This window comes from Streptomyces xiaopingdaonensis (genome assembly GCF_000262345.1).
Classification (GTDB): Bacteria; Actinomycetota; Actinomycetes; order Streptomycetales; family Streptomycetaceae; genus Streptomyces; species Streptomyces xiaopingdaonensis.
The window spans coordinates 68920-86339 of record NZ_AJTQ01000125.1 but is presented as its reverse complement, the minus strand read 5'-3'; the positions used below and the strand labels follow the sequence as shown (position 1 = coordinate 86339).

Sequence of the window (17420 nt, the reverse complement as noted above, 5' to 3'; positions counted from 1 at the left end):
GGCAGCCGCTGCGGTTCGGCCGCCGCGAACGGCAGCCCGGCGGCGAGCGGCGCCGCCGGAGTGCGCGGGAGGGTGTCGGCTACCGCGTCGAGGAAGGCGCGGAGCAGCTCCTCCGGGGCGGGAAGGCGCGGCGGGACGCTGCCGGGCTCGGGGACCGCGTGGCCCTCGGCGGGCATGGCGGCGGCCGTGCGGCGCAGTTGCTCGCCCTCGGCGCCGGGGAACGGCCTGGCGTGCCAGGCGTCGAGAGCCCGAGGGGTGAGGCCGGGGGCGAGCCTTCCGCGTGCGGCGAGTTGGAGGGCGTGCAGCGCGGCGGCGCCCCAGCAGGCCGCGGCCGGATGCGCGCGGGGCGCGCCACGCGCACGCGTCAGCACGGGCAGTGCCTCGGAGACCGGCAGCAGCACCGCGGGGACCTCCCGCACCCGCACCCCGCTGCCGTACGCAACCGCGACGCCGATCTCGGCGACCTCGCCCGCACCGCGCGGAACCTCCTCGCCCCCCGGCCGCCAGAACGCCAACCGCCCCTGCCGCGGCACCTCTTCGGGCAGGAAGACGACGGCGCACCGGACCAGCTCCGCGGCGACGCCCTCGGGCACGCCCATACCGCCACCTCCCGCCGTTGCTCGCCGTACACGCCTGCCTGCGGACGGGCACCGCGCTCGATGCCCATCCGCACGCGAGTCTACGAACGACCACTGACAGAACCTCCGGACACCGGGAGCCCCCTCCCGGAGCCGGCAGGCGGCCGACCGGTACCACGGCGAGCAGCTACCGGACGGCGCCGGTGCGGACGGCCACGCCGCCCTGCCGCGCATCGACGCCGAGAAGTGCGGAGTTCGGCCGCCGCTGCGAAACGGTCCTGCACTTCCTCTGTCCGCCGGGCCGGTGTCCACGGACGCCGGCCCCGCCCGCCGACAGCGGGCGGCTCGTGGATCAGCCCAGGCACCCGGGCAGCAGCACGAGGAAGCGTGCCGCACCCGGCGCCCCGGAGAGGCGCCCGGCACGGTGCCGGGCGCCCTGGGATCACTCTCCGCCGGTGACGCGCACGTGGTCGACGACCATCTCCTGCGGGAACTCGGTGCCCTCGTCAGGGGAGCCGGGCCAGTCGCCCCCGACGGCGACGTTGAGGATCAGGTAGAAGTCGTGGTCGAAGACCCACTCACCGCCGACGTCCTCCGGTGTGAGCGTCTGGTACTCCGCACCGTCGACGGACCAGGTGATCTTGTTCGGCGACCAGTCGACCGCGTACGTGTGGAAGTCGTCGGCGAAGTCGCCTCCGTCGGGGAGCCGGTAGCTGGCGCCGACCCCCTCGCCTCCCGAGTAGCCGGGCCCGTGGACGGTGCCGTGGACGGTGTCGGGCTCGTTGCCGACGTTCTCCATGACGTCGATCTCGCCGCAGGCGGGCCAGCCGACGTCGCCGATGTCCGTTCCCAGCATCCAGAAGGCCGGCCACATCCCCTGGCCTCGGGTGATCTTGGCGCTGATCTCGGCGTGCCCGTACGTCGTGGTGAAGGTCTGCGCGGTGTTCATCCGGGCCGAGGTGTACTCGCACGGCCCGTACCAGCACTGCTCGCCGTTGGCCTCCCGCTTCGCCGTGACGACGAGGTGCCCCTCGCCGTCGAGCTGGGCGTTGGACGTGCCGTCCGTGTAGTACTGGAGCTCGTGGTTGCTCTCGTTGTCGCCGGGGTCCAGCCGCCACTTGGAGGAGTCGACGGGGTCGCCCGCCGCTCCGTCGAACTCGTCGCCGAATTCGGCAACGGCGGCGGCCTTGCCGTCCGTACGGTCCTGCGCTGCGCCGGCGTCGGCGGGGGCGGTGAGCCAGGGGACGGTGGCGAGGGCCGCCGTCGCGGCGAGCCCTGCGAGGAGGGAGCGCTTCTTACGCATGGAGCGGGTGCCTTCCTGTGGGGGAAGGGCCGCCGAGGCGGCCCCGAGGACGGCCACGCACCCAGGACACGGGCCTTGCCGCGGACCGGGAACCGGCCTGCTCGACAGCCGCCGTCCGCGCAACCATCACAGAGCGACGTCGCATACATGTCAACACCCGCACGGGAACTGGCACTTCAAACCCGCGGCGGAAGCGCACCGCGACGTGACGGAGCCCACCTCACGCGCCCGGTTTTCGCACACATGACCCTGTTACCGTTGCACTCGGTGCAGAGCGTGCATCGGGTGCACGGAACCCCTGGACGAGAACGGACGAGGCTGTGACGGAGAACGAGCGGAGCGACCTGCGCGCCGCACGCCGTCAGCAGACCCACGGACTGATCTCCCGCACCGCGCTCGAACTCGCCCTGGAACGCGGCCCTTCCGCGGTGACGGTCGACGAGATCGCCACGGCGGCCGGGGTCTCCCGCCGAACCTTCTTCAACTACTTCGCGGCGAAGGAGGACGCGCTCCTGACGGGGCCGCCGGCGCCGAGCACGGAGGAGTTGGAGCGGTTCGCCGCCGACCCCGACCCCTCCTGGTCGGACGCACTGCGGCGACTCCTCGTCGGACACGCACGCGGCGCCGAACACCAGCGCACCCACATCCACGACACCCACCGGCTGCTCTCGGCCCACCCGGAGCTGGCGGCACCGATGCACAGGCGGTTCGTCGCCTTCGAGGAATCGCTCGTCGCAGCCGTCGCGGACCGCGGCGCGCGGACGGGCAGCCCGGTCGACGCCCAGGTGGCGGCGGCGCTCTCGACCGCACTGCTACGGGTCGCCACCGAAAGGTGGCTCGCCGAGGAGGAACCCGCCGAGGGCCGCCTCGCCGCCCTCGTCGACGAGGCGGTCTCGGCTCTCCGCGGCCTCCTCTCCTAGCCCGGCGCCCACCGGCACCACCCGCCGGGTCGCCGGGCACCACCCGCGGGACACCCCGCACCCCGACTCGCGCCGCCCCGAGGGCGGCCCACCGCCAGGAGCACGATGACCGACCCCCGCACGCCCGCCACCGAACGCGCCGCCAGAGCCGCGGGCAGCGACCGCACCACCCACCACGCCACGGAGAAGAAGGTGAACGAGAAGACCGCCCCCGACCTCGACGGCATCGACCCCCGCGTCTACGCACGGCGTTGGAAGATCCTCGGGGCGCTCTGCGTCAGCCTCCTCACGGTGATGCTCGCCAACGGCAGCCTCACGCTCGCGCTGCCCGGCATGAGCGCCGACCTCGGACTCAACACGCTCCAGCAGACCTGGGTCCTCGACCTGTACTCACTCGTCTTCGCCGCGCTCCTCTTCACGTGCGGCGCGGTGGGCGACCGCTACGGACGCAAGGGCGTGATGCAGGCCGGCCTGGCGGTCTTCACCCTCGTCAACGTCTACGCCGCGGGAGTGGCCGACTCGGGTGCCGAACTCATCGCGATGCGCGGCCTGATGGGCATCGGCGCCGCACTGGTGATGCCGACGACGCTCTCCCTGATCAACAACGTCTTCCCGCGCGGCGAGCGGGCACGGGCCATCGCGATCTGGACCGGTGTCGCGGGCGGCGGCGCGGGACTCGGCAGCGTCTTCAGCGGCGTGCTGCTGGAGCAGTTCGACTGGCGGTCGGTCTTCCTCGTCAGCGCGGTGCTCAGCGCCGCCTCCCTGCTCGCCAACCAGCTCCTCGCGCCCGAGTCGAGGGACGAGAAGCGCACTCCGATCGACTGGTGGGGCGGCCTCTTCTCGACGATCGGCATCCTGGGCCTCGTCTACGCGATCATCGAGGGCCCCTCGGAGGGCTGGACCGACGAGTGGATCCTCGCCGCCATCGGCGTCGCCGTCGTCGGACTCGGCCTCTTCGTCCGGTGGCAGCTCCGGGTCAGGCACCCGATGCTCGACCTGAAGCTCTTCCGGAACCCGGTCTTCAGCATCTCCACCGTCGCCTGCACCATCGCGTTCTTCGCGCTGATCGGCTCGATGTTCGCGCTCGCACAGCTCTTCCAACTGATACTCGGCTACGGGGAGTTGAAGTCGGCGCTGCTCACGCTGCCGATGATGGTCCCGATGATGCTCCTCGCGCCGCTGGTGCCGACGCTGGTGCGCAGGTGGGGTCCTCGCTGGACCATGACGACCGGCCTCGGCGTCATGAGCGTCGGGTTCCTCCTCAGCACCCAGTGGGACGCGCACGTCGGCTACTGGTCCGTACTGCTGCCCATGGTCGTCATAGCCCTCGGCATGGGCCTGATGATGCCGCCCGCCACCGATCTGCTGATGTCGAGCGTCCCCCGGAACCGCTCCGGCATGGGCTCCGCGATGAACGACACCTCGCGCGAGCTCGGCGGAACGATCGGCATCGGCGTCCTCGGCTCGCTCCTCAGCTCCGGCTACGCGGCCGGGATCGCGGGGGCCGTCGTCGGGTTGCCGGACAGGCTGAAGGAGGTCGCGGAGAGCAGCCTCGCGGGTGCGCTCCACGGCGTCTTCCCCGCGCTCCGGGAGACGGCGGGGCCCCGTGCGGCCGAGCGGTTCCTCACCGAGGCCCAGCAGGCGTGGATGGACGGACTCACCACCGCGCTCCTCGTCGCCGCGGGCATCAGCATCCTCGCCGCACTGATCACGGCCGTCGGGATGCCGGGCAAGGCGAAGATCGGCCGGTACACCGGGCCCGCCGCCGAGCCGGACTCCCCCGCGCCCGAGGCGTCGGGGGACGACGCCGAGCGCGTGCCGGAGCCCGCGGGGTCCGGGCGCTGACGGAGGGCGGGGGGTCGCGGCCCCCGCCGTCCGTCGGCCCTGTGCGCGCGGCCGGCGTCACTCCAGTGCGGCCGTGAGTTCGATCTCGACGCATGCCCCGCTCGGCAGCGAGGCCACGCCGATCGCCGAGCGGGCGCACGCCCCGCGTTCGGCGAGCACGCGCGCCAACACGTCGGACGCCGCGTCGGCGACGCGCGAGTGGTCGCGGAACCCGGCGACGGCGGCGACGTACACGGTCATCCGGAGCAGCCGCACGCGAGCGAGCGTTTCGTCCTCCAGCGTGAGCGCCAGCAGTGCGTTGCGCACCGCGATCCGGGCCGCCTCCCGTGCGTCGTCCAGCGCGACGTCGGCGCCGACGACACCTGGGGACCGCATCTCGCCCTGTGCACGCGGAGTCATCCCCGCGGTCGCGACGATCGTCCCGCAGCGCCTGACCGGCCGGTAGTGCCCCTGCGGGGACGGAATCCGCAGCCCCTCCAACTCGGGGTGTGCCATCGTCACTTCACCTCGCGTTCGCTCCGCGGGGCCGCCGCTCTTCCGACGTGGCGGCGCGCAGCGAAGCAATGACCGTGGTCATACGTGCGCGTACCGACTGGACGGCCTCTGCCTCCCGGGCGCGCAGCCGGCGGGCGTCGGCGATCGTCAGCGGGACGAACCGCACCGGGGCGCCCGGCCGGGTCTGGGAGAGCGCGTTCATCGACGACGTGCAGATGACCCCCACCACCGGGTATCCGGCCGACAGCCCCCGCCCTCGGTTGAGGACGAGTAGTTCCTTGCCGCCGGAGACCTCGATCGACCCGATCGGCAGTGCACGCGAGAGGATCTCTCCCGTGTCGAGGCGGCGGGGTACGCGTCCTTCGAGGCGCGCTCCCACCGCGTCGGTCTTGTCGGTCATGACGTAGTCGCCCTCGAACAACTCGCCTGCCCGGTTCTCGAAGAGGTCACGGCTCTCCCCCGGTAGAACGCCGAGCTCTCCTTCGGCGAGCAGCGGGTTGCGCGGCGGGACGCACTCGGGAAAGGCGTACTGCCGGCCGGAGAGGTCGAGGCGGTCCCCGTCGCCGCAGGAGAGGGTCGTCCCGGGGACGAGGTCGAGGCCGAACCCGAGGGTCCGGTCAGGGGAGACACTGCCGAGGAAGGCGTCCGCGCCGTGGAATCCGCCGAAGACGCTGACGTAGCTGCGCATGCCGTCGCGGATGTCCCGTACGGCGAGTTCCCATCCTGCGGGCACGACGACGGCCTGGTTCGTCCGTGCGGAGAGGCCGCCGACCGTCACCTCGGCGTGCGCGCCGGTAACGGCCACGAGGGAGTCCTCGTCGAAGCGGACGACCAGATCGGTCATCGTGGCCTCGAGCGACGGCGGACCCATCGGGTTGCCGACGAGGGCGTTGCCGTAGTGGTAGGCGAACTGGTCGAGCGCGCCGTTGGCGGCGATGCCCCAGGACGCTCCCGCCGGGCGGCCCGCGTCCTGCAGGACCGCGAAGGTGCCCTCGACGACGGTGGCCGTGCCGGACGTTCTAGACACGGAAGTCCTCCATGGTCAGCCCTGCGTACTTCGCCCACTCGCCGTCGTTGATCGGGAAGTAGCTCACGAAGTCGCCGGGACGGTACGCGCACACCGGGTCGTTGCGGGTGGAGACGAGCAGGGCGGGAGTGCGTCCGATCAACTGCCATCCTGCGGGCGCGCTCACGGAGTAGATCAACGATTGCACGCCTGCCACCGCGACCGAGCCCTCGGGCACCCGCACTCGTGGGTCGCTGCGGCGCGGAACGGATACGCCGTCACGGAGCCCGTCCATCATCGGCGACGCCGCCGGCGCGCCGAAACAGCGAACGAGGTACCAGTTCGCGCTGTGCAGTCCGACGAGGTCGTCCTCGCTCTCCCCGAAGTGCTTTGCCACGAAACCGAGATCGGGGCCCAGTTCGCCTCCGTAGCGGACCGGGACGGAGAACCGCCGCGGCTCGCCGTCAGCGGTCACCGCGGTCCGGGCCTCTCGCGTGACTGCGAATTCCAGCAGCGATTCGAGGTTTTCCAGCCCGATGCTCAGGCTGTCGAACTCGACCAGCGCCGAGTCGTAGGTGGCCGCTACCCCGCTGATCGCAGGAAGCCGAAGCTCCTCCAGAGAGGCCACCAGACTCCGTACGCCGTTCCATCGCTCCTCCGAATCGCCTTCGGTGAACCGCACCCGGACAGCAGCGTCCCCTTGGGAGGTGATCTCCACCCCGCCGTGCATGCCGCCCCCTACGGTGTGATCAATTCGGACTCGTTGATATCAGTGATGGCCATCCGGCCCGGCGCGTGCGCGATGGCGAATTCCGGACGGGATTCGATGACCATGGCCTGCGGTGTCACACCGCAGGCCCAGAAAACGGGCACGTCCCCGTCCCGCATGACCGGTGAGTCGCCCCAGTCCGGCTTCTCCAGGTCGGTGACGCCGATGAGGCTCGGGTCTCCGATGTGCACCGGGGCCCCGTGCACGGCCGGATACCTCGCGCAGATCCGCACGGCGTCCGGAACACGGTGGGGCGGAACTCCCCGCATGGAGACCACCATCGACGAGGAGAACACGCCCGCTGACTCGCAGGGGAGCGTCGTCCGGTACATCGGAACGGTGCTCCCCGACAGCGTGTGCCGCATTTCGATGCCGGCCTCCGTCAGCGCCCGCTCGAAGCTGAAGGAGCAGCCGAAGAGGAAGGCAACGAGGTCGTCGCGCCAGAGGTCGGCGACATCGGTCCTCTCCTCGACCAGTTCCCCGTGCTCGTACACGCGGTAGGCGGGGACGTCCGTGGTGATGTCGCCCTGGAACCGGCTGCTCCGTGTGGCGCCAGGGTCGAACACGTCGAGCAGCGGACACGCCTTGGGGTTGCGCTGCGAGAAGAGCATGAGATCGAACGCCTGCTCACGAGGTACGGCCAACAGGTTGGCCTGCGCCCAACCGTCGGACCAACCGGACGTGGTGTCGGTGTGCCCGTCCCGGATCTTCTGCCGTGCCTCTCCGGGTGTGAGGGAGCGCTGCGTCTTGCTGTCCATCGAATTCGTCCTTCCTTCCGCGCGAGTGGCTACTACTGCAGGAGCCCGAAGACCGGTTCGAAAGCGAGCACCGCGAGCACCCACGAGACGGCCAGGCCGAGCACGCCCACCACGATGAGCCACCGCGGGTAGCGGTAACCCTGCAAGAGGTCCCGCCGCCGCCAGGCGATCCACATGGTCACGGTGAAACCGATGGGCAGCACCAGGCCGTTGAAGCCTCCGGAGAACACGAGCACGGTCGCGGGGGTCTGCCCGGCGAGCAGCAGAGCTGCGCAGCACGCCACGACGAACGCTGCGACCGCGAGCCCCTTGCGTTCCCGGACGTGCCGCGAGTAGGTCGCGATGAAGGAGATCGAGGTGAAGGACGCACCGATGACCGAGGACATCGCCGCGGCCCACAGCACCACACCGAAGATCTTGAATCCGATGTCGCCGGCCGCCGCCTGGAAGGCGTCGCCCGCCGGATTGTCGGTGACGTCGAGGACGGTCCCCGTCGAGACGACGCCCAGCACCGCGAGGAACAGCAGCCAGCGCATCGCACCGGTGGCGACGACGCCCGCCGCCGAAGTGCGCGCGATCTCGCGCGCCCGCCGAGGCCCGGTGACCCCGCTGGCCAGCAGTTTGTGGGCACCGGCATAGGTGATGTAGCCGCCGACGGTGCCACCGACGATGGTGGTGATCGCGAGGATGTCGATCTGCTCCGGCACGACGGTCTGCAGGGCGGCTTCGTTCACCGGTGGCGCGCTGACGACGGCGACGAGCAGCGTCAGCCCGATCATGATCACCCCGAGCGGGATGACCGTGGAATCCATGACCTTGATGAAGTACCGGTTCACGAAGATGACGAGCGCGAGCACGGTGGTGATGACCGCGCCCCACCGGGAGTCGAGGCCGAACAACACGTTGAGCCCCAGCCCGGCGCCCGCGACATTGCCCATGTTGGCGATGAATCCGCAGACGAACACGAGGATGCTGAGGACGACGCCCAGCCCCGGAACCACCCGCTGCGCCAATTCCTGAGCGTGCAGACCGGAAACCCCGACCACGCGCCACACGTTCATCTGAATGGCCAGATCCAGCAGAACCGAGATCAGGATTCCGAAGGAGAAAGCGGCGCCCAACTGCTGGGTGAAAGTCGCCGTCTGGGTGAGAAAGCCCGGCCCGATGGCACTGGTCGCCATCAGCGCGATGGCACCGACGAGTGGCATCACACGGCCGCCGAATTTCGACCGAGGCGCCTGCGTCGGAGCCGATCCGACGTCCTGCTCGGTATCACTCATGAGCAGTGATCCCTTCTGGGAAGGTGGAGAACGGCGGCCTAGCGGCCGGACCACGCGGCGACTTCCACGCCGGCGGATTCGAGACGTTGGCGAACGGTGGACGCCGTGGACACGGCGCTCGGACCGTCCCCGTGGACGAGGAGGCTGTCGCAGGCCAGACCGAGCGTCGTGCCCGATGCCGTGGTGACGGTCCCGTCGACGGCCATCCGAACGGCGCGCTCTGCGACCTCGTGAGGGTCCTCGACGAGAGCACCGGGGAGGGCCCGGCGGACGAGAGTGCCGTCCTCGTTGTACGCACGGTCGGGGAAGCCGACGCGCGCGACCGGCAACCCTTCCTCCTCGGCCGCGCGGATCATCCAGCCTTCCTGGTAGACCACGGTGAGACGCGGATCGAAGGCGTGTACCGCACGGGCGACGGCGCGAGCGTAGTCCTCACGGACCACCGTCATGTTGCCCAGGCTTCCGTGCGGGAGCACGTGGTGCAGGCGATGCCCGTGCGGCCGGAGAAAGGCCTCGAGCGCACCGAGCTGATAGAGAACGTCCGCCTCGATATCCGAGGGCGGCAATTCGATCCGGCGCCTGCCGAACCCCCGAAGATCGGGAAAGCTCGGATGCGCGCCCACGGCAACACCGCGCTCGACGCACAGAGCGACGGATTCCCGGATAGTCGAGGGGTCCCCGGCGTGGAAGCCGCAGGCGACATTGGCTGACGAGACGATCCGTGTCAGCGCGTCGTCTTCGGTCATCGTCCACGCGCCGTACCCCTCGCCGAGGTCAGCAATGAGATCGATGGACCTCGACATGGTCCTCCTTTGGACGTCGTCACCCCTGAGCCGCCCGACGCGATCCGGCTGGATCCGCGAAGGTCGGGCGAGGAACCCGTGGACCGGGTCCCCACACGGAGCAGCGCTCCCGGCGGGGCTTGATGAGCACCACCCTCAGCCCGTCAACGTTGAATGTCAACATTTAGAGATCGCCACTTCATCGCCCTGGGCACCTCGCGTTACTCGCCCAGTCGACCCAGCAGCCCTTCCAGCGCGGACTCCACGTGCTGCTCGGCGTACCGACCGGCAGCCTCGGCATCGCCGCTGGTCAGAATCTCGGCGTACCGCGAGTGCTCGACGACGAGCGACGAGTCGTACCCGCGCTCGGGCTCGGCGCTGCGCACGAGCTGATACAGGCGGATCTGGGAACGGATGGCCTGCCAGGCACTGACGAGGGGGCCGTTCTCCGCCACGTCGTACACCGCGTCATGGAACTCGAGGTCGGCACGCACCACCTCGCTGCGCGTCGTCCCGTCGGTCACCGCGGAGCGCAGGCCCTCCAACGCGGCAGCGAAGCAGTCCGGCCGCGCGCGTTCCGCCGCTCCCTGGGCGGCAATGCGCTCGAGTCCGGCACGCAACCGGTAGAGGTTCTCAGCGTGATCGCGCGACACCGGGATCACCGTGGCGGGCCGGTGCCAACCGGTGCGGATGATGCCCTCACGTTCGAGGATCGACAGCCCTTCGCGGACGGACCCGCGACTCACCGTGAGCGACTCCGCCAGGGCGCCTTCCCTGAGCTCCTCCCCCGGCTGGAAGGTCCCGTTCATGATCGCCTCACGGATCATGTGGGCGGCCTCGACGGCGATTCCACGGGTGTTCACCGGCCCGATCGGAGCTGATGTTCGCATGCCCGCAGTATGCCATCGACGTCAATGTCGAATGTTGACATTAGCTCTCCGTTGACAGCACACTGACCCTGCTGGGGCGGGTCCCGCTCCAGCGCACCAGGCGACAGCCGTCGAGAGGATGGATGACATGGCCGTGGCCCCTTGGCCCGCCCCCCACCGTTTCCAGCGCATGAGCGCCGATCACGCGCCTGGCCAGGAGCAGAGTCACGTCGCCCAGGGCCTCCACCACGTCGATTTCTCCCACGGCGACGTCAGTGCGTTCCCGCCCCCGCCCGAAGTCGTCGACGCCGTCACCACGGCATTGCGCGACGGAGGCCGCTACGCCTACTCCCCCTACCGGGGCCACACGTTCATACGGGATCTCGTCGCACAGCGGCTCGGTGACTTCACGGGCGCACCGATCGATCCCAGCCGGGAAGTCATCGTCACGCCAGGCACGCAGGGCGGGCTGTTCCTTGCGCTGTCAGCGCTGGTCGAACGCGGTGACAAGGTAGCCGTCGTCGCCCCCGACTACTTCGCCAACCGCAAGATCGTCGAGTACCTCGAGGCCACCCCGATACCCGTCGATCTGGCGTACCGCACAGCGGACGACGAACCCGCACGGCTGGACCTCGACAGGCTCCGTACGGCATTCCAGGACGGGGCTCGGCTTCTCGTCTTCTCCAACCCGAACAACCCCACGGGCGCGATCTACACAGCCGACGACATCGAGGCCGTCGCACGGCTCGCCGCCGAGTTCGACGCCTTCGTCGTCGTGGACCAGCTCTACTCCCGGCAGATATTCGACCAGCGACCGTTCACGCACCTGCGCGCACACGCCCGCGAGCGCTGCCTGACCCTCATCGGTCCGTCCAAGACCGAATCCGTCTCCGGCTGCCGGGTCGGCGTCGCGGTCGCTCCGCCCGAGATCGTCGATCGCATGGAGCAGTTGCAAGGCATCGTCTCGCTGCGGGCAGCCGGATACATGCAAGCAGCTCTGGAACCCTGGCTCGCCGAAGCCCCCGGCTGGCTCGCGCAACGGATCACCGAACACGCCCGCATCAGGGACGACCTGCACGAAGTATTCAGCGCCAGCACCCACCTCAGCACCCGGCGCACCGAGGGCGGCAGCTACCTGTTCCTCGACGTGCCCGCCGCGAAAGGTCGGATCGACGACCTCGTACGGCAGCTCCGTACGGAGGCGGCCGTGACCGTCACCCGCGGCCCGGAGTTCGGAGACTTCCCCGAGTCGGTCCGCCTGAACTTCTCCCAGGACCACCGAGCAGCCGTCGACGCAGCGCACCGCATCGTGGACGTGGTCGCCCGGTTCTGACGGCACGGCGGCGTCACGGACCCCGGTCGGCCTGCGAGGGACGCAGGCCGACCGGGGTCCGTGCCGAAATGCTCGGCTGCGCCGTCCCTACATGTTGATCATGTGTCCCGCGAGGCCGTGGACCGCCTCCTTGACGGCCTCCCCGAGCGTCGGGTGCGCGTGGACGTTCCGTGCCACCTCGTGGACCGTGAGGTCCCACTGCTGCGCCAGCGTCAACTCCGGGAGCAGCTCGGTGACTTCGGGGCCGATGAGGTGCCCGCCGAGCAGCTCCCCGTACTTGCCGTCACTGATCAGCTTGACGAACCCGGCGGGCTCGGCGAGGCCGTGCGCCTTGCCGTTGGCCATGAAGGGGAACTTCGCGACCTGCACGTCGTAGCCGAGGTCGCGTGCCTGCTGCTCGGTGTGGCCGAAGCTCGCGATCTGCGGGCGGCAGTAGGTGGCCCGCGGGATCATCGTGTAGTCGAGCTCCATCGTCTCTGCGCCGGCGATCGTCTCCGCCGCGACGACGCCCATCGACTCGGCGGTGTGCGCGAGCATCAGCTTCGCCGTGACGTCGCCGATCGCGAAGATGTGCGGCACGTTGGTGCGTCCGCGTCCGTCGATGTCGATGGCACCGCGCTCCGTGAGCGCCACGCCGGTGTTCTCCAGGCCGAAGCCCTCGGTGCGGGGGTGGAAGCCGATCGCCTGGAGGACCTTGTCGGTCTCCAGCACCTGCTGCTCGCCGTCCTTGCTGACGGTGACGCGGACCTTCGGGCCCGTGTCGTCGATCGACTCGACCTTCGTCGACGTCATCAGCTTGATGCCGAGCTTCTTGTACTGCCGCGTCAATTCCTTGGAGACCTCGGCGTCCTCGGTGGGCACGAGGCGGTCGAGGAACTCCACGATCGTGACGTCGACGCCGTAGCTGCGGAGCACGTAGGCGAACTCCACGCCGATCGCACCCGCCCCGGCGACGACGATGGACCCGGGAAGGTCGCGGGTGAGGATCTGCTCCTCGTAGGTGACGACGCGGTCGCCGAGCCTGGTGCCCGGGAGGAGCTTGGTGGTGGCGCCCGAGGCGATGATGCAGTGGTCGAAGGTGACGGTCTCGTCGACGCCCTCTCCCGTGACGCGCAGGGTGCGCTGGTCGGTGAAGGTGCCGCGGCCGTTGTACTCCGTGATGTTGTTCTTCTTCATCAGGTAGTGCACGCCCTTGACGCGCCCCTCGGCGACGCTGCGACTGCGGTCGTAGGCGACGCCGTAGTCGAAGCCGACTCTTCCCTCCACCCGGATGCCGAAGGTGTCCGCCTCGGCGCCGACGATCTGCGCGATCTCCGCGTTGCGCAGCAGCGCCTTGGAGGGGATGCAGCCGACGTTGAGGCAGACACCGCCCCAGTACTTCTCCTCGATCACCGCCACCCGCAGCCCCAACTGCGAGGCGCGGACGGCTGCTACGTACCCGCCGGGCCCTGCGCCCAGCACCACCACGTCGAAGTGTCCACTCATGCGGCCAGCTTAGGCCCTGCCGGGACTGCTCTCACGGGACGCCGCGCTCGTCGCCGTACGCCGGACTCACATGCGGCGCAAGGGAGTTCGAGTTCTCAGCCGAAGTGGAGGCCGCCGCTGATGTCCCGCGCCTGTACGACGGGACCGTTGACGGTCGCGCCCTCGCCGACGGAGTTGTGCACCGCTCCCGCGTCCGCTTCCAGGCGCGGCCCGTGCTCCTCCGCCCAGCTCAGCAGCGCGCTGCGGAACTCCGCGTTCTCCTCGGCGAGTTGGGAGAGGCGTGCCTGGAAGTCACGCACCTCGCCGCCGGCCGAAGGAGCGGGGAACTCCTCCTCGCCGCGGCCGGTGAAGCGGCGGGTGAGGCTCGTCAGCGCGGACCAGGCGCTCTGGCCCGCGGCCGTCGCGGCGCCGCCGGCGGCGGCGGAGACGAGGGTGAGGGCGGTGGAGACGTCCATGGGGCAACGGTAGCGGCGGCCGGGCGGCGGCGCCACGGCACACACATGCGAACTCCCCTCCGGAAGAGGGGAGTTCTCTCAGTTGCCCAGCGGGGTGCCGGGCGGCGGCGGCTCGAAGGTGTCGAAGCCGGCGGCCTCGACGAAGTCCGGTCTCGGGTTGAGCGCCGCTGCGATCTTGAAGTGCTTCTTCGCCTCCTCCGACCGGTCGGCGCGCTTCAGCGTGCGCCCCATGGCGAAGTGCGCAAAGGCGTTGTCCGGCTCCCGCTCCAGCACCCACCCGAACTCGGCCTCCGCCGAGGTCAGACGCGCCTGGAGGAAGTAGGCGCGAGCGCGGAGCAGCCGCGCCCCTGCGTGGTCCGGATGCTCCTCCAGGACGGAGTCGAGGAGGGTGATGGCGCCCCGCGGGTCGTGCGCCTCGACGAGCTGCTCCGCGGCCCGGAACTGGATGACGTTGGTCTCGGGGCTCGATGATCCCGGCACGGCCGCCTCCTTCCCTACTGCGGCGTTCGACTCAACAACACCGGCCGCCGCACCATTCCCGTTCCGGTCGATCCTTCCCCGCAGCGCCCGACGGCTACCTCCCCGCCCATCGGCGTACGGACGACCGAAGACCTCACACGGTGCGGAGCTGCCGCCAGACAGCGCGTACACGGGACTCCAGATCGGCGAGCGCACCGTCGTTCTCCACGACGAAATCCGCGACGGCCAACCGCTCCTCGCGCGTGGCCTGCGCCGCGACGCGCGCCCGTGCCTCCTCCGGCGCCATGCCCCGCAGCCGCACCAGGCGATCCATCCTCGTCTCCTCGGGGGCGTCGACGACGATCACGGAGTCGTAGCGGGGCGCCAGACCGTTCTCCACGAGCAGCGGGACGTCGTGGACGACGACGTCGTACGAGCCCGCCGCCGCCTCCAGCTCGGCGGAGCGGGCGGCGACGAGCGGGTGGACGATCGCGTTGAGCGCGGCGAGGCGCTCGGGGTCGGAGAAGACGAGCGCCCCGAGCTTCGGCCGGTCGAGCTTTCCCTGCGGCGTCAGCATCTCCTCGCCGAACTCCGCGACGACGGCTGCGAGTCCGGGCGTCCCCGGCTCGACGACCTCCCGTGCTGTCCGGTCCGCGTCGATCACTACGGCCCCCAGGTCGGCGAGCAGCCGGGAGACCTCGCTCTTGCCCGCGCCGATACCGCCTGTCAGTCCCACCTTCACCATGCGCACACGGTATCGGTGGCCGAAGGACCGTCGGGCCCCGCTCCCCGTACCGGGAGCGGCCCCGACACGTCGGTTCAGGAGTGGCCCGGCTCCCCCGGCCCCGAGCCTCCCTCACGCTCGGCGAGGAAACGCTCGAACTCCTCCCCGAGCTCGTCGGCGGAGGGAAGCTCCGTCGGCTCGGCGACGAGGCTGCCGCGGCTCTCCGCGCCCGCGAGCGCGTCGTACTGCTGCTCCAGGCCGCGGACGACCGAGGTGAGCTCCTCGTCGCCTTCGGCGAGTTGGCGCTCGATCTCGTTCTGCGTCCGCAACGCCTCGGTACGCAGGTTGTGCGCCACCTCGGGGAGGACGAGTCCCGTCGCCGAGGTGATCGCCTCCAGGACGACGAGCGCCGCGTCCGGGTAGGTCGACCGTGCGATGTAGTGCGGGACGTGCGCCACGACACCGAGGACGTCGTGGCCCGACTCCGCGAGGCGCAGTTCCGTCAGGGCCGCGGCGCTGCCGGGGACCTCCGCCTCGTTGAAGAAGGTGCCCTGCACCGGCACGAGCTCCGAGCGGTTCCCGTGCGGGGTGAGGCCCACGGGACGGGTGTGCGGGACGCCCATCGGAATGCCCTGGAAGCTCACCGCCAGGCGTGCGTGCACCCGGTCGACGATCTCGCGGACGGCTGCCGTGAACCGTTCCCACTCGGTGTCCGGCTCGGGGCCCGAGAGGAGCAGGAAGGGGGTGTCGGTGGCGTCGCGCACGAGGCGGAGTTCGAGGCTGGGGGTGTCGTAGGAGACCCACTCGTCCCGGCGGAAGGTCATCGCCGGGCGGCGGGCGCGGTAGTCGATCAGCCGGTCGACGTCGAACCGTGCGACGGTGGTGTGCGGCTGGCTCTCCAGAACGCTCTCCACCAGTTGCTCGCCGGTGTCCCCCGCGTCCATGAACCCCTCGAAGTGATAGAGCATCACGAGTCCGGCGTTCTCCGGCTCGTCGATGATCTCGTCGACCGCGCGCAGACCGCTCTGCTCCCATGCGTACATACGCTGCGGATCATCCACTGGCTCACGCTCCTTAGGCATACACAGAGTCAACACGTCGGTCGTCTGCGGAATTCCCGCGGGGGGCGCCCGGCACGCCGACACGCGCCGCCGGCTTGGAGCGCTCTTGACGCGTCCCGGGCGCAACTCTAAATTCCCTTCGCGGTGTTGGGACGGGCACGTACCGTCCCCGAGACCGCCGCCGTGTGGCACCCGTCACAACCGGCGCCTCGCACGAGTACGACCGCCCGCAGGCTCCCCACCGCCCGGAGGTCCGCAGTGCCAAGCCCTGTCACCGCAGCCGCAGCCCCGGCGGCCGCCCTCCTCTGCGCCTGCCTCCTCGCCGCACCGGCGGGCGCCTCCGCGCACGCGTCCGTCATCCCGGTCACGGACGCGGACGAGTTGCAGGACGCGCTCGCCTCGGCACGGCCCGGCGACACCATCGATCTCGCCGACGGCACCTACCGGGGCACCTTCTCCACGACATCGCCAGGCGAGGCGGACGCGCCCGTCACCCTCACCGGCTCCGCCGACGCGCGCCTCACCGCCAGCGGCGGCTACGGTCTCCATCTCGACGGCGCCCCGCACTGGCGGCTCACGGGCTTCACCGTCTCCGGCGGCCAGAAGGGCATCGTCCTCGACCGGTCCGACGACGTGCACCTCGACGGTGTCACCGTGGAGGACCTCGACATGGAGGGTGTCCACTGGCGCAACTCCAGCTCCGACGGCTCGATCAGGAACTCGACCGTCCGGGACACGGGGCACGACGGCCGCGGCATGGGCGAGGGCGTCTACATCGGCAGCGCCGGCAGCACCGACGACCGGAGCGACGACGTCGTCATCGAGGGCAACACCCTGGGGCCCGGCATCGGCGGCGAGAACATCGACGTCAAGGAGGGGACGACCGGGACGCGCATCGTCGGCAACACCTTCGACGGTGACGGGCTCACCGGCGCCAACTACGACGACTCGTGGGTCGACATCAAGGGCAACGACGTCCTCGTGGAGGGGAACACGGGGGCCCGCACCACCAACGACGGCTACCAGGTGCACCAGCAGCAGCCGGGTTGGGGCTGCGGCACCGTCTTCCGCGACAACCACTCCGACCTCACCGGAGCGGTCGGTCCCGGCCGGTACGCGATCAACGTGACCGACTACGACGCGCAGAGCTGCCCGGCGACCGTCGCCGACTCCAACACCGTCGTGGGCGGCAACGGGCTCACCAACCCGGGCGTCCCCGTGGGCTGAAAGCGCTGTCGCCGCGCGGGAGTTCGCCTCGCGCGGAGACGCTGAGAGGCCCGCCCCCCCTCTCGGGGAGC

General features: G+C 70.5%; 17 protein-coding genes and 1 pseudogene. 4 read left to right on the top strand and 14 right to left on the bottom strand.

Annotated elements, in window-relative coordinates; translation table 11 throughout:
- Positions 1-599: pseudogene (locus UWG_RS0110260) on the bottom strand (ATP-dependent helicase); the annotation flags it as partial.
- A gap of 421 nt (positions 600-1020) precedes the next feature.
- The gene (locus tag UWG_RS0110255; RefSeq protein ID WP_016907117.1) at positions 1021-1881 is read right to left on the bottom strand and encodes a glycoside hydrolase family 16 protein; all 861 of its coding nucleotides are present in this window, start codon (positions 1879-1881) and stop codon (positions 1021-1023) included.
- 320 nt (positions 1882-2201) lie between these two features.
- On the opposite strand from UWG_RS0110255, the gene UWG_RS0110250 reads away from it, so the two are divergent.
- Both UWG_RS0110250 and UWG_RS0110245 read left to right on the top strand, forming a co-directional pair.
- The gene (locus UWG_RS0110250; RefSeq protein WP_016907116.1) at positions 2202-2801 is read left to right on the top strand and encodes a TetR/AcrR family transcriptional regulator; all 600 of its coding nucleotides are present in this window, start codon (positions 2202-2204) and stop codon (positions 2799-2801) included.
- 105 nt (positions 2802-2906) lie between these two features.
- Positions 2907-4646: an MFS transporter gene (locus UWG_RS0110245; protein ID WP_016907115.1), complete on the top strand. Its 1740-nt coding sequence runs from the start codon at positions 2907-2909 to the stop codon at positions 4644-4646.
- A 57-nt stretch (positions 4647-4703) separates the two neighbouring features.
- Here the strand turns inward: UWG_RS0110245 and UWG_RS0110240 are convergent, their stop codons facing one another.
- The 7 genes from UWG_RS0110240 to UWG_RS0110210 all read right to left on the bottom strand — a co-directional run bounded on the left by UWG_RS0110240 (position 4704) and on the right by UWG_RS0110210 (position 10599).
- On the bottom strand, positions 4704-5141 hold the full coding sequence (locus UWG_RS0110240) for a RidA family protein (RefSeq protein WP_016907114.1): 438 nt from the start codon (positions 5139-5141) through the stop codon (positions 4704-4706).
- A 7-nt stretch (positions 5142-5148) separates the two neighbouring features.
- The gene (locus UWG_RS0110235; protein WP_016907113.1) at positions 5149-6168 is read right to left on the bottom strand and encodes a 5-oxoprolinase subunit C family protein; all 1020 of its coding nucleotides are present in this window, start codon (positions 6166-6168) and stop codon (positions 5149-5151) included.
- On the bottom strand, positions 6161-6877 hold the full coding sequence (locus UWG_RS0110230; RefSeq protein ID WP_016907112.1) for a 5-oxoprolinase subunit B family protein: 717 nt from the start codon (positions 6875-6877) through the stop codon (positions 6161-6163). Before UWG_RS0110230 ends, UWG_RS0110235 begins: the two co-directional genes overlap by 8 nt.
- A gap of 8 nt (positions 6878-6885) precedes the next feature.
- Entirely contained in the window at positions 6886-7674 is a 789-nt protein-coding gene (locus UWG_RS0110225) for a putative hydro-lyase (protein WP_016907111.1), read from the bottom strand.
- Positions 7675-7706: 32 nt separating this feature from the next.
- Positions 7707-8954, bottom strand: coding sequence for an NRAMP family divalent metal transporter (locus UWG_RS0110220; protein ID WP_029391333.1), 1248 nt, complete (start codon positions 8952-8954; stop codon positions 7707-7709).
- Between the two features lie 38 nt (positions 8955-8992).
- Complete coding sequence (locus tag UWG_RS0110215; RefSeq protein WP_016907109.1) at positions 8993-9757, bottom strand: LamB/YcsF family protein; 765 nt, start codon at positions 9755-9757, stop codon at positions 8993-8995.
- Between the two features lie 200 nt (positions 9758-9957).
- Entirely contained in the window at positions 9958-10599 is a 642-nt protein-coding gene (locus UWG_RS0110210) for a GntR family transcriptional regulator (protein WP_016907108.1), read from the bottom strand.
- Positions 10600-10744: 145 nt separating this feature from the next.
- Here UWG_RS0110210 and UWG_RS0110205 point away from each other — a divergent pair, with 145 nt between their 5' ends.
- Entirely contained in the window at positions 10745-11938 is a 1194-nt protein-coding gene (locus tag UWG_RS0110205; RefSeq protein ID WP_337459925.1) for a pyridoxal phosphate-dependent aminotransferase, read from the top strand.
- Positions 11939-12025: 87 nt separating this feature from the next.
- Here the strand turns inward: UWG_RS0110205 and lpdA are convergent, their stop codons facing one another.
- The 5 genes from lpdA to UWG_RS0110180 form a co-directional block, all read right to left on the bottom strand.
- Entirely contained in the window at positions 12026-13423 is a 1398-nt protein-coding gene (gene lpdA / locus UWG_RS0110200; protein WP_029391332.1) for a dihydrolipoyl dehydrogenase, read from the bottom strand.
- Positions 13424-13518: 95 nt separating this feature from the next.
- Entirely contained in the window at positions 13519-13878 is a 360-nt protein-coding gene (locus UWG_RS0110195; protein ID WP_016907105.1) for a hypothetical protein, read from the bottom strand.
- Positions 13879-13956: 78 nt separating this feature from the next.
- Positions 13957-14358: a tetratricopeptide repeat protein gene (locus tag UWG_RS0110190; RefSeq protein ID WP_016907104.1), complete on the bottom strand. Its 402-nt coding sequence runs from the start codon at positions 14356-14358 to the stop codon at positions 13957-13959.
- A 133-nt stretch (positions 14359-14491) separates the two neighbouring features.
- The gene (coaE, locus tag UWG_RS0110185) at positions 14492-15082 is read right to left on the bottom strand and encodes a dephospho-CoA kinase (RefSeq protein ID WP_016907103.1); all 591 of its coding nucleotides are present in this window, start codon (positions 15080-15082) and stop codon (positions 14492-14494) included.
- Between the two features lie 74 nt (positions 15083-15156).
- On the bottom strand, positions 15157-16104 hold the full coding sequence (locus tag UWG_RS0110180; protein ID WP_016907102.1) for a PAC2 family protein: 948 nt from the start codon (positions 16102-16104) through the stop codon (positions 15157-15159).
- A gap of 276 nt (positions 16105-16380) precedes the next feature.
- Here UWG_RS0110180 and UWG_RS0110175 point away from each other — a divergent pair, with 276 nt between their 5' ends.
- Positions 16381-17349 (top strand): right-handed parallel beta-helix repeat-containing protein, encoded by a 969-nt coding sequence (locus UWG_RS0110175; protein WP_016907101.1) that lies wholly within the window; start codon positions 16381-16383, stop codon positions 17347-17349.
- Positions 17350-17420: the final 71 nt, after the last annotated feature.

Coding starts and splice junctions, on each gene's coding strand:
- UWG_RS0110255 (WP_016907117.1), bottom strand. CDS start 1,881: ATGCGTAAGAAGCGCTCCCTCCTCGCAGGGCTCGCCGCGACGGCGGCC.
- UWG_RS0110245 (WP_016907115.1), top strand. CDS start 2,907: ATGACCGACCCCCGCACGCCCGCCACCGAACGCGCCGCCAGAGCCGCG.
- UWG_RS0110240 (WP_016907114.1), bottom strand. CDS start 5,141: ATGGCACACCCCGAGTTGGAGGGGCTGCGGATTCCGTCCCCGCAGGGG.
- UWG_RS0110230 (WP_016907112.1), bottom strand. CDS start 6,877: ATGCACGGCGGGGTGGAGATCACCTCCCAAGGGGACGCTGCTGTCCGG.
- UWG_RS0110225 (WP_016907111.1), bottom strand. CDS start 7,674: ATGGACAGCAAGACGCAGCGCTCCCTCACACCCGGAGAGGCACGGCAG.
- UWG_RS0110220 (WP_029391333.1), bottom strand. CDS start 8,954: ATGAGTGATACCGAGCAGGACGTCGGATCGGCTCCGACGCAGGCGCCT.
- UWG_RS0110215 (WP_016907109.1), bottom strand. CDS start 9,757: ATGTCGAGGTCCATCGATCTCATTGCTGACCTCGGCGAGGGGTACGGC.
- UWG_RS0110205 (WP_337459925.1), top strand. CDS start 10,745: ATGGATGACATGGCCGTGGCCCCTTGGCCCGCCCCCCACCGTTTCCAG.
- lpdA (WP_029391332.1), bottom strand. CDS start 13,423: ATGAGTGGACACTTCGACGTGGTGGTGCTGGGCGCAGGGCCCGGCGGG.
- UWG_RS0110195 (WP_016907105.1), bottom strand. CDS start 13,878: ATGGACGTCTCCACCGCCCTCACCCTCGTCTCCGCCGCCGCCGGCGGC.
- coaE (WP_016907103.1), bottom strand. CDS start 15,082: ATGGTGAAGGTGGGACTGACAGGCGGTATCGGCGCGGGCAAGAGCGAG.
- UWG_RS0110180 (WP_016907102.1), bottom strand. CDS start 16,104: ATGTACGCATGGGAGCAGAGCGGTCTGCGCGCGGTCGACGAGATCATC.